Annotated in this window: 13 protein-coding genes, 1 tRNA gene and 1 pseudogene; 7 read left to right on the top strand and 8 right to left on the bottom strand. The window is 62.3% G+C overall.

What is annotated here, in order from left to right:
• The 4 genes from ACVWYI_RS30615 to ACVWYI_RS30600 all read right to left on the bottom strand — a co-directional run bounded on the left by ACVWYI_RS30615 (position 1) and on the right by ACVWYI_RS30600 (position 5338).
• The gene (locus ACVWYI_RS30615) at positions 1–876 is read right to left on the bottom strand and encodes a branched-chain amino acid ABC transporter permease (RefSeq protein WP_354053238.1); all 876 of its coding nucleotides are present in this window, start codon (positions 874–876) and stop codon (positions 1–3) included.
• Positions 877–967: 91 nt separating this feature from the next.
• Positions 968–2212: an ABC transporter substrate-binding protein gene (locus ACVWYI_RS30610; RefSeq protein WP_247442277.1), complete on the bottom strand. Its 1245-nt coding sequence runs from the start codon at positions 2210–2212 to the stop codon at positions 968–970.
• Between the two features lie 250 nt (positions 2213–2462).
• Positions 2463–3566, bottom strand: a complete 1104-nt coding sequence (locus tag ACVWYI_RS30605) for an NAD(P)/FAD-dependent oxidoreductase (protein WP_456664023.1) — start codon at positions 3564–3566, stop codon at positions 2463–2465.
• Between the two features lie 533 nt (positions 3567–4099).
• Entirely contained in the window at positions 4100–5338 is a 1239-nt protein-coding gene (locus ACVWYI_RS30600) for an SMP-30/gluconolactonase/LRE family protein (RefSeq protein WP_247341494.1), read from the bottom strand.
• Positions 5339–5618: 280 nt separating this feature from the next.
• Between ACVWYI_RS30600 and ACVWYI_RS30595 the strand changes: the two genes are divergently transcribed.
• The 5 genes and pseudogenes from ACVWYI_RS30595 to ACVWYI_RS30575 all read left to right on the top strand — a co-directional run bounded on the left by ACVWYI_RS30595 (position 5619) and on the right by ACVWYI_RS30575 (position 10135).
• Complete coding sequence (locus ACVWYI_RS30595) at positions 5619–5882, top strand: hypothetical protein (RefSeq protein WP_247341496.1); 264 nt, start codon at positions 5619–5621, stop codon at positions 5880–5882.
• A 419-nt stretch (positions 5883–6301) separates the two neighbouring features.
• The gene (locus ACVWYI_RS30590) at positions 6302–7864 is read left to right on the top strand and encodes a 2-isopropylmalate synthase (protein WP_456664022.1); all 1563 of its coding nucleotides are present in this window, start codon (positions 6302–6304) and stop codon (positions 7862–7864) included.
• Between the two features lie 223 nt (positions 7865–8087).
• Positions 8088–9091: pseudogene (locus ACVWYI_RS30585) on the top strand (TRAP transporter substrate-binding protein).
• A 188-nt stretch (positions 9092–9279) separates the two neighbouring features.
• The gene (locus ACVWYI_RS30580; protein WP_456664021.1) at positions 9280–9903 is read left to right on the top strand and encodes a Spy/CpxP family protein refolding chaperone; all 624 of its coding nucleotides are present in this window, start codon (positions 9280–9282) and stop codon (positions 9901–9903) included.
• A 156-nt stretch (positions 9904–10059) separates the two neighbouring features.
• Positions 10060–10135: transfer RNA gene (locus ACVWYI_RS30575), tRNA-Lys, on the top strand.
• 61 nt (positions 10136–10196) lie between these two features.
• Here the strand turns inward: ACVWYI_RS30575 and ACVWYI_RS30570 are convergent.
• Positions 10197–10658 carry a tyrosine-type recombinase/integrase gene (locus tag ACVWYI_RS30570; RefSeq protein ID WP_456664592.1) on the bottom strand — a complete coding sequence of 154 codons (462 nt, stop codon included), beginning with the start codon at positions 10656–10658 and terminating at the stop codon, positions 10197–10199.
• Positions 10659–10727: 69 nt separating this feature from the next.
• Entirely contained in the window at positions 10728–10874 is a 147-nt protein-coding gene (locus ACVWYI_RS30565; protein WP_456664642.1) for a hypothetical protein, read from the bottom strand.
• Between ACVWYI_RS30565 and ACVWYI_RS30560 the strand changes: the two genes are divergently transcribed.
• Both ACVWYI_RS30560 and ACVWYI_RS30555 read left to right on the top strand, forming a co-directional pair.
• Positions 10850–11266, top strand: a complete 417-nt coding sequence (locus ACVWYI_RS30560; protein ID WP_456664020.1) for an SDR family NAD(P)-dependent oxidoreductase — start codon at positions 10850–10852, stop codon at positions 11264–11266. The genes ACVWYI_RS30565 and ACVWYI_RS30560 overlap by 25 nt on opposite strands.
• Positions 11154–11627 carry an SDR family NAD(P)-dependent oxidoreductase gene (locus ACVWYI_RS30555; RefSeq protein WP_456664019.1) on the top strand — a complete coding sequence of 158 codons (474 nt, stop codon included), beginning with the start codon at positions 11154–11156 and terminating at the stop codon, positions 11625–11627. The genes ACVWYI_RS30560 and ACVWYI_RS30555 overlap by 113 nt, the downstream gene beginning before the upstream one ends.
• A 595-nt stretch (positions 11628–12222) precedes the next feature.
• On the opposite strand, the gene ACVWYI_RS30550 is transcribed toward ACVWYI_RS30555, so the two are convergent.
• Together ACVWYI_RS30550 and ACVWYI_RS30545 are read right to left on the bottom strand one after the other, a co-directional pair.
• Positions 12223–12732, bottom strand: coding sequence for an ANTAR domain-containing response regulator (locus ACVWYI_RS30550; protein ID WP_456648953.1), 510 nt, complete (start codon positions 12730–12732; stop codon positions 12223–12225).
• Between the two features lie 74 nt (positions 12733–12806).
• Positions 12807–13982: a transporter substrate-binding domain-containing protein gene (locus tag ACVWYI_RS30545; protein ID WP_247444022.1), complete on the bottom strand. Its 1176-nt coding sequence runs from the start codon at positions 13980–13982 to the stop codon at positions 12807–12809.
• Between the last annotated feature and the right edge of the window lie 109 nt (positions 13983–14091).

Below are 14091 nucleotides of genomic sequence, written 5' to 3'. Positions count from 1 at the left end.
TCAGCGCCTCCCCAGAAGGCCCTGGGGCCGGATGTACATCACGAACACGAGCAGCAGCAGCGCCGGAATGGTGCGGTAGGCCGGCGAGACCAGATAGGCCGTGAGGGTTTCGAGATAGCCGACCACGAAGGCTGCGATCAGCGAGCCGGAGACGCTGCCGAGACCGCCGAGCACGACGATCGAGAATGCGCTCGCCGTCAGCGGTCCCACGCTGTAGGAACTGACGCCGAGGAACATTCCGAGCAGCACGCCGGCGATGCCGGCGAGGATGCCGTAGATCGCCCACACCACGACATAGATGTTGGTGAGCTCGAGCCCGAGCAGGGTGACGCCGCGCGGGTTCATCGATGCCGCCAGCACCGCCTTTCCGGTGCGGGTGCGGTTCACCAGGAGCCACAACAGCGCGATGACGAAGCAGCACACGATGGCGGTAAAGATCTCGTTCTTGGGCGTGCGGACGCCGAGGATCTCGACGACGCCATCGACGATCGGCAGCACGGTCTTGGCGTTATTGGTGAAGAAATAGGCGATCACCTCCTGGATCATGATCCCCCACAGCAGCGTGCCGGTGAGGACGAAGATCTCCTTCTCTTCATTCGGTATGCGCCGGGAGTCCTGGATCGGCTTCACCACCGCGAAATAGGTGGCAAAGGCTGTGAGGAGGGCAACTCCGACGCCGATCAGGGCGCCAGCATAGGTGCCGACATTGAGGATGCTGGCGGCGGCCCAGGCCGCCACCGCTGCCGCCACCATGATGGCACCGTGGGAGAGGTTGAGCACACCAGAGACACCGAAGATCAGTGTGAAGCCGGTGGCACCGAGAGCGTAGAGGGCGCTGATGGCAAAGCCATCAATCAGAATCTGGAAAGCTCGCATCTATGATTGGCCAGACGATCTTGCTGGAGGAATGTGCTGCGGAAAGCCGCGTGTGGAAGCTCCCGGGAAGTGGTCCCGGGAGCTGTTCCGGCTAGTTCGAGAGCTTGATGAAACTCGGGAACTTGACGTCGACCTTGGCGACATCCTTGGGCCAGACTGCGCTCTGCTTGCCGTCCTGCCATTGCAGCATCAGTCCGGTGATCAGGCCCTTGCCGTATTTGATCGAGTGGGTGAACGGATCGTCCTTGCCGTAGAACTGGACGCGGCCGATCGTGCCTTCCCAGTCGGTCTTCTCGAGCGCATCGACGAGCTTGTCGGCGTCGGTCGAGCCGGCGCGCTTCACGGCATCGGCGATGTAGTACACCTCGTCGTAAGAGGTGTAGCCGGCATAGGAGGGATAGTTGCCGAACTTCTTCTTGAAGGCTTCTGCGAACGGCACCGACTTCGGCGTCACCGCGACGCCGGGCCCGGAAACGCCCTGGTAGAGCACGCCTTCAGCGGCCTGGTTGGTATCCTTGCCAAAAGTCTCGTTGGTGGCCTGCGACGAGATGCCGAACATCGGGATCGGCACCTGCTGGTTCTTCCACTGCACCGTCGGCTGCACGCCGACATGGGAGATACCGGTGATGATCACGTCGGGCTTTGAGCCCTCGATCTTGTTGAAGATCGGCGTGAAGTCGGTGGTATCAGGCGAGAAGCGGATGTGATCGAGCACCTTGAGCCCGATCTTGGGCAGGCATTCCTCGTAGCCGACGTCGAGCGGCTTGGTCCAGGCGGCGTCCTCGCTCATGATGACCGCGGTCTTCATGTGCATCTTGTCGACGAGGAGGTCCTTGGCGCCGTCGCAAACCGAGAGCGCCAGTGCCGCTGACGTCAGATAGCCGTGGAACGTATACTTGTTCTTCTCGTAATCGGCGTGGACGCTTTTGCTGATCTCGTTGGAAGCAGCACCGGGCGTCACGAACGGCGTTTTCAGCCGCGAAGCCCAGGGCTCGAGCGCCAGCACGACCTCGCTGATGTAGCTGGCGATGACGACCTGCACCTTGTCCTCGTTCACCGCGCGTTGGAACGCGCGCACTGAATCTGCCGAGGAGGAGTGATTGTCGTATCCGATGATCTCGATCTTGCGGCCGTCGACGCCGCCAGTGGCGTTGATCTCGTCGGCGGCAAGCTGTGCCGCCTGAGGGATGGAGGCGCCGGCAATCGCCTGCGCTTCCGCGATCACGCCGATCTTGATGGGATCGGCGGCAAGTGCCGCGCCTGACGCCGTCATCAACGCACCGGCCGCGGCCGCACCGAGCGATATTCGCAATGCTACAGAGAGTCGTTTCTTCATGTTATTCTCTCCCTTTGAAAAGGCCTCTTGTGAGCCATTATGTCGGCAACTATACCGGCGGAGGCATTCTCGGCAAGTGAAACCGCGTTCAGGATTGCGACAGACGAACTAAAGTCTAGCGCTGCGCAAATAGCGGGCGGGAGAGCTGCCGGACCCGTTTCACGCGCAGGCATGCAGATTTCGTCGGTAGGCATGCGCTGCTATCGCGCCCAGCAACCGGATCGTTGAATTGCGATGCCGTCGCGTTGGCTCAGCGCGCTCGCAGCAGCGACGGATCGAGCGGCTCGAGCCGCGCGGGATCGAAGGGCGAGATGTCGACGTTGCGCGTCGCACCCTCGGCGATCAGTTGCGCCATTGCCTCGCCCGTGGCGGGTGCATTCAGGATGCCCCACACATTGTGCCCGGTCGCAACATAGAGGCCGTCGCTCTGCGGTACCCGGCCGATCAGCGGCAGGCCGTCCTGTGTCAGCGGCCGGAAGCAAGCCTGCCGCGCAATGATCCTCTCGGAGCGGAACAGCGGCGACAGCCGCTCGGACATGGTTTGCAGGCGCGCGATTGCGTCGTGGTCCGGCGTCACGGCGGCCGGATCGAGAGGAAGCGGCGCGAAGTCGGAGAGAGCGGTGATATGCGTGCTGCCGTCAGCGCGAGGAAAGACCTCGACTGACACGGCGCTGCCATTCTCTTCAGACTCCAGAAACAGCGCATCGGCCGGAGCATCCGTGCCGGTGTCGTACACGATGCTCGGGCTGCGCTGGCCGAAGACGGCGGGCAGGCTCATCCATTGCGCGGCGAGCAGCGACCATGGTCCCATCGCGATCACGACGGCGTCCGCCTCCACGGTGCGGCCGTCGACCTCGACGCCCGTCGCGGTCGTGCCGTCCGCATCGCGCATGATACCGGCCACGTTGCCGGGGCGAAGCTCGGCGCCTTGCGCGAGCGCCGCGTTCATCACGGCTGAGGTGAATTTTTTGGGGTGAACGATCGCGGTGGTCTCCGTCGTGCCGATGCGCTGTGCGATGATGACGCCGTTGCTGAGCCAGCCGAGCGCGGAGGGTGCATCCCGGCGCGGATGGCCATCGGCAGCAACGAAGCCGCTATAAGCGGTCATCGGGCGATAGCCCCAATCGCCTGCGATCTCTTCCGGCAGTTGCGCATGAATCGCAAAGCTCCGTCGCGCCAGCGCATCGAGCGGCGAGCCCTCGCACCAGTTGCGCGCGAGGAAGCCGCCCGCCTTGCCTGATGCTGCGGCCGCGACGTCTGTCCGCTCCACGACGATGACGTCGATGCCGCGGCGGCGGAGAAACCAGGCGGTGCAGGCCCCGATCACGCCGCCGCCGCAAATCACAACGCGCATGAATTCCCTCTACACAATGAAATCCTTCGCATGGAGATCCGCGGTATGGACCCCCTCCAGCCGCCATGCGCATGATCGCTGATGGAACTACCGGAGTCTCCGCTGAACGCGGCGGACGATCTGTTTTTCATCGATGCAATGACGACGTCATTGTCGGCAGGCCCGGGTCTCCAAACTCAGTCACGAATTGCTGGGTCCCAACGCTGACGATGATGGTGTCGTTTGGCATACGGCGCATCGCGCAACTCCCGGTTCAAGCCGGGCGCGGGAACGAAGAGCAGCATGCCTTCGCGCCGCACTGCGGCCTTGGCGTGCCATTCAATCTTCGTTGGATTGATGGCGGAGATTTGCCCGAGGCGTAACTTGATTGCGACCAGGGAACCGCAACTCTGCGCACGCGTTCGAACTGCTGTCACAACGCGCAAGTTCGCCGCGGTGCTCGTGACCGTTATTTGTGCAGATCGCACCCGCGGAAAGCGATCGGGCGCCGGCGGTCCACGCCGACGCCCGTGCTTGCGGTCTCTCGCGCGGGCTCAGCCGGGCCCTGCGCCTTGCGTGGCCGTATACACCGCGTAGACCGACTGGCTCGCGGCCATGAACAGACGGTTGCGCTTGGGGCCGCCGAAGCAGATGTTGCCGCACACTTCGGGCAGCCGGATGCGGCCGAGCAGCTTGCCGTCCGGCGACCACACCGTCACGCCGCTGTAGCCGACGGCGCGGCCGGCATTGCTGGCAGCCCAGACATTGCCGTTGACGTCGCAGCGCACGCCGTCCGGCCCGCACTTCACGCCGTCGATCACGCACTCGCTGAACCGCTTTTGGTTGGTGAGCTTGTTGTCGCCGCCAACGTCGAACACGAATATCTCGCCCTTGCCGCCGGGCCCGGTGTCGCCGGGTCCCTTGCCGGTCGACACGACGTAAAGCTTCTTGAAGTCCGGCGAAAAGCACAGGCCGTTCGGATCTGGCACCTGCTCCTCGGTGACGACGAGATCGACACGGCCCGAGGGATCGATGCGATAGCAATTGGTCGGCAGTTCGCGCTTGCCCGGCACGAAGCCGGCCGGCTGCCCAATCCGCGGATTGAGCTTGCCGCCGGAGTTGGTTGGACCGCCTGCGGCATCGGGCTCGCCTTCGTAGAGCTGGCCGCCATAGGGCGGATCGGTAAACCAGTAACTGCCGTCGGGATGCGCGACGACATCGTTAGGCGAGTTCAGCTTCTTGCCGTTGTAATTGTCGCAAAGCACGGTCGCGGTGCCGTCGTGGTCGTAGCGCGTCACCCGCCGGGTCAAATGTTCGCAGGAGAGCTGGCGGCCCTGAAAGTCGAACGAGTTGCCGTTGGAATTGTTGGACGGCGAACGAAACACGCTGACGCGGCCGTCGTCCTCGCTCCAGCGCATCTGCCGGTTGTTGGGAATGTCGCTCCACAGCAGATAGCGGCCTTGTGCACTCCACGCCGGGCCTTCAGCCCACAGCACGCCCGTATAGAGACGCTTGATCGCCGTGTTGGGCTGGGCGAGATCGTTGAAGGACGGATCGACCGCAATGATGTCGGGATCCCAGAAATAGGTGGTCGGGGCACCGTTGGGACCGAAATCGCGTGGCGGGGTGGTGATCGTCGTCGGCGGTGCGGCGGGTCCGGTCTGGGCCAGCGCGGAGCCGGCGCCGGCCATTGTGGCGGCAGCACCCAGCGCGAGCCCCTGAACGAGTGTTCGTCGTGAAAGCGCAGCATCCTGGTCACGCTGCTCGTGGTCACGAGCTTCCTGGCGTGTCATCGCGTCCTCCCGGTCATGTTCGGCTAGCCGGTTGATCCGGCCGAGCAGGGCAAGTTAGTCCGGTCCGATGACGGTTGCGAGGGGGAGGTACGCATCCTCCGCGTGATATCGGGCCGGCAAAAGCGTGGGAACGTCGAACATGGAAACGACAAATTCGTCCCCGCGTGACGGCTTCCCCGGAACGCCTTCGGAGCGTTGCCAAACTGTGGAGCATGTCAAGCCTTGACCTCCTGCGCGACGCTGGCAGAACGTCACTCGGGGTGTAAAGTCGGAGTTGACCGTGGTCGCTGTCGTCGTACTGGTTTTGCTGCTCGGGATTGCATTTGCGGCCGGCTATTTCACTCGCGACCATGTCTCCCGCAAAAGGCGAGCTGAGGCGCGCCGCTGGCGCGAGTACTCCGAGCCGGAGTGGCTCGGTGCCAACGCGCCGGCCAACACCAACGAGGTCGCGAACGCCGATAAAGCCGCGCCGGTCGCGACCGGCGAGCTGGGTCAGATGCTGGACCGCTGGGAGACCAGGGCTCGCGCTCGCCGCACGGGATAGCTACCGGCGGAAGGCACAAGCCCTGCAGCGCATCCGATAAATTGCCAACGCTGCAATCATGTCAGCCTTTCTGTCCATCTTTTGGCGTTGCAGTTGCTCCTATTTTTCGTCTAGAAACGGCCGATCGAGCCCCCGGCAACCAACCGTCAACGGTTTTGACCGAGGATTTGAGGGCTCAACAGGGTCTGGCAATGCTGATTCGCGGCCAAATCGATGGGATTTCGGGGGAGGTGGCTCTGGCCGCCGCCACGATCCCGGCTGCGCTGCTGCCCACCCTCCTTATTGGCGGGCTTCTTCTTACTTGCCCCTGAGGGCCGGCTGGGCGCCATGCGCCTGGGCGCTCAGGGGTTGGTCGAGATCACCGTACACCTCAAGCGCCCAGAAAACTGACGGCGCAGAAGCTCAAAAGGAAATTTGAAATGGCTACCGTGAACAAGTCCGAGAAGGACCGCGTCATCATTTTCGACACGACCCTGCGCGACGGCGAGCAGTGCCCCGGCGCCACCATGACCTTCGAGGAAAAGATCCAGGTCGCCGAGATGCTGGACGATATGGGCGTCGACGTCATCGAAGCCGGCTTCCCGATCACCTCTGAAGGCGACTTCCAGGCGGTCAGCGAGATCGCCCGCCGCTCCAAGAACGCAGTGATTGCCGGTCTGTCGCGCGCGCATCCCGCCGACATCGACCGTTGCGCCGAGGCGGTGAAATTCGCCAAGCGCGGCCGCGTCCACACCGTGATCGCGACCTCGCCGCTGCATATGCGGGTGAAGTTGAACAAGACCCCGGAGCAGGTGCTCGAGACCTCGGTCGCCATGGTCGCGCGCGCCCGCAACCAGATCGATGACGTCGAATGGTCGGCCGAAGACGCCACCCGCAGCGAGATGGACTATCTGTGCCGCATTGTGGAGGCCGTCATCAAGGCCGGCGCCACCACGGTGAACATTCCGGATACGGTCGGCTACACCACGCCCGAGGAATACACCCACTTCATGCGCACGCTGATCGAGCGCGTGCCGAATTCGGACAAGGCGGTATTCTCGGTGCACTGCCATAACGATCTCGGCATGGCTGTTGCGAATTCGCTGGCCGGCATCGCCGGCGGTGCGCGCCAGATCGAATGCACTGTCAACGGCATCGGCGAGCGGGCGGGCAATGCCGCGCTGGAAGAAGTCGTGATGGCGATCAATGTCCGCAACGACAAGTTTCCGTGGTGGAACAAGATCGACACCACGCAGCTCACCCGCGCCTCGAAAGTGGTGTCGGCGGCGACCTCGTTCCCGGTGCAGTATAACAAGGCCATCGTCGGCCGGAATGCGTTCGCGCATGAAAGCGGCATCCACCAGGACGGCGTGCTGAAGGACGCCTCGACCTACGAGATCATGCGGCCGGAGATGGTCGGCCTGAAGCAGTCCTCGCTGGTGCTCGGCAAGCATTCCGGCCGCCACGCCTTCGTGCACAAGCTGGAGGAGATGGGCTACAAGCTCGGTCCGAACCAGCTGGAAGATGCGTTCACGCGCATGAAGGCGCTGGCCGACCGCAAGAAGGACATCTACGACGAGGACATCGAGGCGCTGGTCGACGAGGAGATGGCGGCTTCGCATGATCGCATCAAGCTGACCTCGCTGACCGTGATCGCCGGTACCCATGGCCCGCAGCGCGCGACCATGAAGCTCGACGTCGACGGCCAGATCAGGATCGAGGAGGCCGAGGGCAACGGTCCGGTCGACGCGGTGTTCAACTGCATCAAGCGCCTGGTGCCGCACGAAGCCAAGCTCGAGCTGTACCAGGTCCATGCGGTGACCGAAGGCACCGACGCGCAGGCCGAAGTCTCGGTGCGGTTGTCGCATGAGGGACGTGCAATGACGGCGCGCGCGGCGGATCCGGATACGCTGGTTGCCTCGGCAAAGGCCTATCTCGGCGCGCTGAACAAGATCGTCATGAAGCGCCAGCGCGACACGGTGACGACGGCAGCGGCGAGCTGACGCTCATTCTCCCGGCCAATCTGCAAAAGCGCGGCGCCCTCGGTGCCGCGTTTTTCGTTGATCGTCCAGTGCGGGCGCTTCTTTCCGGGTACCGCATTTTTGCAAGGAGGCCCCTGCTAAGGGGCAATGGCGCCTTGGCGTGCTTCCCTATAAATCTGCCCCCAAGAGTTCAAGTCCCGGGGGCCGGCGGTCCGTGCCCCATAAGGACATGGGGGGAGGAAGCATGCGGAAACTCATTTTGGCTGCGACATCAATTGCGGCTTTGGCGCTGACCGGGCCGGCATCGGCGCAATCGCCGATCATCATCAAGTTCAGCCACGTCGTGGCCACCGACACGCCGAAGGGCAAGGCGTCGGAGAAATTCAAGGAGCTTGCCGAGAAGTACACCGGCGGCAAGGTCAAGGTCGAGATCTATCCGAACTCGACACTCTACAAGGACAAGGAAGAGCTCGAGGCGCTTCAGCTCGGCAGCGTGCAGATGCTGGCGCCGTCCAACTCCAAGTTCGGCCCGCTCGGCATCCGCGAATTCGAGGTGTTCGATCTGCCCTACATCCTTCCCGACCTGAAGACGCTGCGGAAGGTGACGGAAGGCCCGCTCGGCCTTCGGCTGCTCAAGCTGCTGGACTCCAAGGGCATCACCGGGCTGGCCTATTGGGACAACGGCTTCAAGCAGATGAGCGCCAACAAGAAGCTGGTGACGCCGGCGGACTATCAGGGCGTCAAGTTCCGCATCCAGTCCTCGCGCGTGCTCCAGGCCCAGTTCAAGTCGCTCGGCTCGCTGCCGCAGGTGATGGCGTTCTCGGAAGTCTACCAGGCGCTCCAGACCGGCGTCGTCGACGGGCAGGAGAACACCTGGTCGAACATCTATACCCAGAAGATGCACGAGGTGCAGAAGTACATCACCGAGACCAACCACGGTTACATCGGCTACGTCGTGATCGTGAACAAGAAGTTCTGGGACGATCTGCCGGCCGACATTCGCGACCAGCTCTCGAAGGCGATGAAGGAAGCGACCGACTCTTCAACAATACGCAGTCGCAGAAAGAGAACGACGCCGCGCTGGCGGAGATCAAGAAGAGCGGAAAGAGCGAGATCATCAAGCTCACGCCGGAGCAGGACGAGGCGATGCGCAAGGCCATGGAGGCGGTCTACAAGGACGCCGCAGGCCGCATCGGCCAGCCGCTGATCGACGAGTTCCAGAAGGAAGCGAAGAGCACGACGAACTGATCCGGATCGGCCGTGAATGAAGGGGCTTCCGTGCAGACCCCGCGGAGGCCCCTTTTTTGTTGCAAATCGTTTCAGTCTGCATCTGAATGGACATTCAGGGGTGTAAGAAGGCTCTCTCTGTCCAACTTGTAAGTTGCGCGTCAGCCTTGCGACCCTCATCTTCAGGGCGTCCTTCCAAGGAGGTTCGTATGAGGAAGTTTACCATCGCCGCCATTGCCGTGCTCAGCATCGCCGGCTCGGGCGCGGTCTATGCCCAATATCATCGCCCGTGGATGCACGAGCACATGCGCCACATGCGCATGAATCCGGAAGACCGCGCCGCTTTCGTCGACGCGCGGATCGCCGCCGTCCATGCCGGACTGAAGCTTAGCGCGGACCAGGAGAAGCTGTGGCCGCCGGTCGAGAGTGCGGTGCGCGACTTCGCCAAGCTGCGCATCGACCGCGCCAATGCGCGGATGAATGCCGGCCCCGGCGATGCCGACAAGGATGCTAACAAGGATGCCGACAAGCCCGAGGATCCAATCGCCCGACTGCGCCAGCGCGCCGAGGACATGGGCACGAGCTCGGCGGCCCTGAAGAAGATCGCCGATGCAGCCGATCCGCTCTACAAGACCCTGGACGAGGGCCAGAAGCGGCGCCTCGCCGTACTGACTCGTCACCGCGGCCCGTTCGGCAGCGGCGAAGACGGCCCGCGCCGCCACTTCATGGAACGGGGCATGGACCGCATGATGGAGCGCGGCATGGACCACTTCCACCGTGATCGTTTCGACCGCGACGGCGGCCCGGACCGGGACCGCGAGGGGCGGCTCTAAGCCTTCAAGTGTGGTCTGGGATCAACCTTGGCGAAGCCGCTGGAATCCAGCGGCTTTTCGCTTTCTGAGGACTGTGGAAAAACCTTCGCTGCATCGCTTGCCAGACCGGGATCGCTTTGCTAAACGACCGACCTCGCAAGGCATTGACCGCCTTTCGGGCGCATAGCTCAGTTGGTAGAGCAGCTGACTCTTAATCAGCGGGTCCCAGGTTCGAGCCCTGGTGCGCCCACCAAATAAATCAAACACTTAGCGGTTTGAGCAAACGGCAAAGCCAGCCCCGTTTACACCACCGTTTACAGTTTTGTTCTTGCTTCGAGCTTGAGCACGGCAGCTTCTGCGAGCTGAATGTCACGTCCGAGATAGTGTGCATCGAGAATAGCCTCGACGTCCTTCAGGGAGTGACCGGTGACTGCGGCAATCTGTGGCACACTAGCGCCGGCGATCGCCAACCGAACCACCGCCGTGCCGCGCAGGTCATGAAATGTCAGGCCCTCGATACCGGCGCGCTCGCAAGCCTTTGCCCACGATGTCCGAAAACCGTCGGACGTCCAAGGCCGGCCCAGCGTGTTCGTCAAGATAAGGGGTCCCCGACTTTCTGTGGTGTCGAGTAGAGCTCGCAGAGGACCGCCGGCAGGCATTGCGACGCGCCGACCTCCCTTCGACTGGCGAAGGCGAATGTAAGGGTTCTCGTAGGCCGACCAGGGCAGCCGCAACAGGTCGCCTTGCCTTTGTCCGCTCCACAAAGCCAAGACCAGCGCCAGCTGGATCTCGGGGGAGCCGACTGACAGGACTGCGGCGATGTTCTGCTCGGTCCAGATCTTGTCTCAGCGGTCTGCGACATAGAGCCGACCACCGCGCTCACAGGGGTTGCTGGTAATGATGCCGCGGTCTTTCGCAAAGGACAGAATGCGCGCCAGTACCGTCCAGGCGAGATCAGCCTTGCGCGGTGTGGCAAAAAGGGGGAAAACCATGGATCTCAGGCTCGCCGGCAAGGTCGCGCTTGTCACCGGTGCCAGCGTCGGCCTCGGCCTCGGCCGCGCGATCGCGCAGATGCTTGCCGAAGAAAGGATGTCGCCTCGCAACCGTGGCCCAGCGAGAAGACCGCCTAAGAAACGCTGCGGAAGAGATTGCGATTATCGGATGCGAGCGGCCGTTGGTCATTGTCGCGGATATCACGCAGCACGACGCAGCTACGAGGATCAGAGATGATGTGGTTGCCGCTTTCGGCCGACTAGACATCCTCGTCAACAATGCCGGCAGTTCGCGGCCCTTCGACGGGCTCGGCACGCGTCAACAATGGGATGAGGCTATGGCGCTTAATTTCATGCCGGTCGGGAACTCGCCCATGCCTTCGTACCCATAATGCAAGCACAGAAATTCAGCCGGATCATCAATCTGACGGGAGGCGACGATCCGTTGGCGTTGAACGGCGGCATTCCCCCAATGGGGCCACCGACATCTGGGCAAAGTCGCTTTCCCGCGTTGTCGGCAAGGATGGGATCACGGTCAATTCAATCCCGCCAGGTCGGCTGCACTCCGAGCAGATCGACCAGAATTGTTGCCAGGCTCAGCGCAAATGGGTCGCTGAAAATTGTCCTGCCGGCTATATCGGCGAACCGGAAGATCTCGCGGTGCTGGTCGCCTTTCTTGCCTCACCACTTGCCCGTTACATCACGGGACAGGTAGTCCACGTTGACGGAGGTGCGCGACGCTTCTCGCGCTAGCAAGCCGAGTTCTTGCAGAGCGAGTCTGTCAACAGAGCACCTGGACACGCCTCAGGCCGAAATTGGAGCAACTTCCAGAGGCGAACACCGCCTGCTCGAACTGGCCTGGCGAGGTAATTTGGCGCCGCTTGGAGGAGCTTGGAAAACGTTACTTTCGGTGCCCCAGTGGACCTGAGGTTCATCTGGGTGAATAAGTGTCTCCTGGAATTTCTGTTCCAGCGAGAGAGCGTTACGGAATTTAGTTGACGCGCGGTTGGTCCTGAAAATCCTAGCAACTGAAAAGCGACGCATACGAATCGGAGTAAGCATGCCAACTGATAAGGTTTCATACGAAAGCTTATCAGTTGGGGGCTGGACGGGAGATGGATGCCTGATTTGTCCCGAATAGCAGACCGCAGCTACAGCCGTTGGGATGTCAACTATGCGGCCAGAAGCCGAAACCAGAGTTTGCCCGATGGTGCCAATCAGTTGAGAGCTCATCGAGCGCTATGCGCGTGCTACGGCTCATCTTCTCGATGTGACGATGCAACAGCAAAGAGTCCAGCGGGGCATAGGAGATTGCGGCCTGTCACGCCCGCCCGCAGCTGGAGGCGATCTAACCCGTTGCGCGTGGGAGCATGCCGCTTGCCGTAATCTCTGCCGAAAGCTCTTCGATCGTCTTGCGTTGCTCCATGGCGGCTTTTCGGATCAGCGCAAAGGCGGCAGGTTCGGCAAGCGCATGCGAATGCATCACCTGGAGAACGGCGGCAAGTACGACACGACGTGACCGCAGGCGCTGCTCGAGTTTGAGGATCTGTTGCTTCAATTCGCTTGTGCGATGGTTTCGCTCGAATGCCATGACGAGCGCTGCATAGATGCCGGCCGATCGCAGCGGCTTAATCAGGAACGAAGCTGGGTCGAGCTCGAACACCAACTTCAAGCGGCTTGGGGTCTCGGTGCCGACCAGCGCGATGACAGGTGATCGCGCTAGGTACGCGCGTTGCGCCGGTTGCAGTAAGGGCAGGAATTCGTCATCGATCAGCGACAGATCCGGTGTGAAGCCGACGGGCTCACCCGGCGTCCATGCAACACCCTCGATCCCGAGACGCTCGAACTGGCGTCGCACGATGGTCGCATCGCGTTCGTCCTTGATGGCAACGAGCGCCTTGCGTCCGCGCAGCGAAAATGAAGACGGTCTGCTCATTTCACAACCCGCAAATGCGGCGCGTTCGGCAATGCGCCGCCCATCGAGATCTCCTTCGAAGGGCTGACCGCAACGTCGAGCTGCGTCAGGTAAGGATCAGGCTTAACAGGCGCGTCGGCTTCCCAGAAGATATCGAACTGTCCTCGCGGATTGGATACGGCAAGCCGCGGTGTAAGGACGCAATGATTGTTGCCGCCGTCGATCCACACCGGTCCTTGCGGCGAATTGTAGCGATATCCCGCCGCGGCGCGCTGCACCTCGGCAATGTCGGACGTGCCCGCGCGCTGCAGCGCGCGCGCCAGCAGATAGACTGCGACATAGGCGGATTGCCCGTCAACGGAGGGGCTGCTGTCCTCGCCATGGCGCGCCTTCCAGCGCGCTACGAAGGCGCGGTTCTCCGGCAGCCGGATGCTCTCGAAATAGGCCGACGACGTGATACAGCCGGCCGATGCCGGCCCGACGATCGCCAGTTCCGGCTCGCACAGGCTACAGCTCAGCATGGGAATCTCCAGCCCGGCAGCCTTGGTGCCGGCGTGAAATGCGCGGATGAAGTCGTAGCTCGAGCTTCCGACCAGCGTATTGAACACGATCGGCGGTTTGCGGCGAACGATCTCGTCGACGATGTGACCGACGGCGCTTTCGCCGAGCTCGAGCAGCCGCTCGGCGAGGATGTGGCCATCTGCCGCGCTGACCAGTTCACGGGTGACGCGATTGGTCTCCCACGTCCACACGTAGTTGGAGCCGACGCAGAAGATTTCCCGTGACAGATTGTCGAGCACGTAGCGGACCAGCGGCAGCACGTTGTGATTGGGCGAGGCGCCGACATAGATCACGTTGTCCGAGCACTCGAAGCCTTCATAGCGGGCAGGATACCAGAGCAGGCGATCGGTGCGCTCCACGATGGGAAGCACCTGCTTGCGCGAAGCCGAGGTGTAACAGCCGATGATGTGCTCGACGCCGACATTGCGAATGAGGTCGTCACAGACCGTGTGATATTCGGAGACGATGCCGCGGGGATCGCGAATATGGGGCGCGATCGCGAAGTCGAACTCCGCCTGGCTGTTGATCTCGTCGACCGCCATCATCGCGCTCTTGAGGATCTCGCGGCCCATTGCCTGATAAGGCCCGGACTGCGAGCAGATGATGCCAACGGGAACATACGGCTTGGTCATTGACTGCTTTCGATCGCGTAACGCGACGATGAAATCATCATCGCCGATGACAGCGCAAGTGGCTTGCCGTTTTGCTGCGCAGCACTCTCGAAATTTAGGCAGACAGCAT

The sequence above is a fragment of the Bradyrhizobium sp. LB13.1 genome (assembly GCF_054056815.1).
Note: the sequence above shows the minus strand (reverse complement) of the source record. Positions and strands in the feature narration are given on the sequence as shown.

Coding starts and splice junctions, on each gene's coding strand:
- ACVWYI_RS30610 (WP_247442277.1), bottom strand. CDS start 2,212: ATGAAGAAACGACTCTCTGTAGCATTGCGAATATCGCTCGGTGCGGCC.
- ACVWYI_RS30565 (WP_456664642.1), bottom strand. CDS start 10,874: ATGGTTTTCCCCCTTTTTGCCACACCGCGCAAGGCTGATCTCGCCTGG.
- ACVWYI_RS30545 (WP_247444022.1), bottom strand. CDS start 13,982: ATGACCAAGCCGTATGTTCCCGTTGGCATCATCTGCTCGCAGTCCGGG.
- ACVWYI_RS30615 (WP_354053238.1), bottom strand. CDS start 876: ATGCGAGCTTTCCAGATTCTGATTGATGGCTTTGCCATCAGCGCCCTC.
- ACVWYI_RS30600 (WP_247341494.1), bottom strand. CDS start 5,338: ATGACACGCCAGGAAGCTCGTGACCACGAGCAGCGTGACCAGGATGCT.
- ACVWYI_RS30555 (WP_456664019.1), top strand. CDS start 11,154: ATGCCGGCAGTTCGCGGCCCTTCGACGGGCTCGGCACGCGTCAACAAT.
- ACVWYI_RS30605 (WP_456664023.1), bottom strand. CDS start 3,566: ATGCGCGTTGTGATTTGCGGCGGCGGCGTGATCGGGGCCTGCACCGCC.
- ACVWYI_RS30590 (WP_456664022.1), top strand. CDS start 6,302: ATGGCTACCGTGAACAAGTCCGAGAAGGACCGCGTCATCATTTTCGAC.
- ACVWYI_RS30580 (WP_456664021.1), top strand. CDS start 9,280: ATGAGGAAGTTTACCATCGCCGCCATTGCCGTGCTCAGCATCGCCGGC.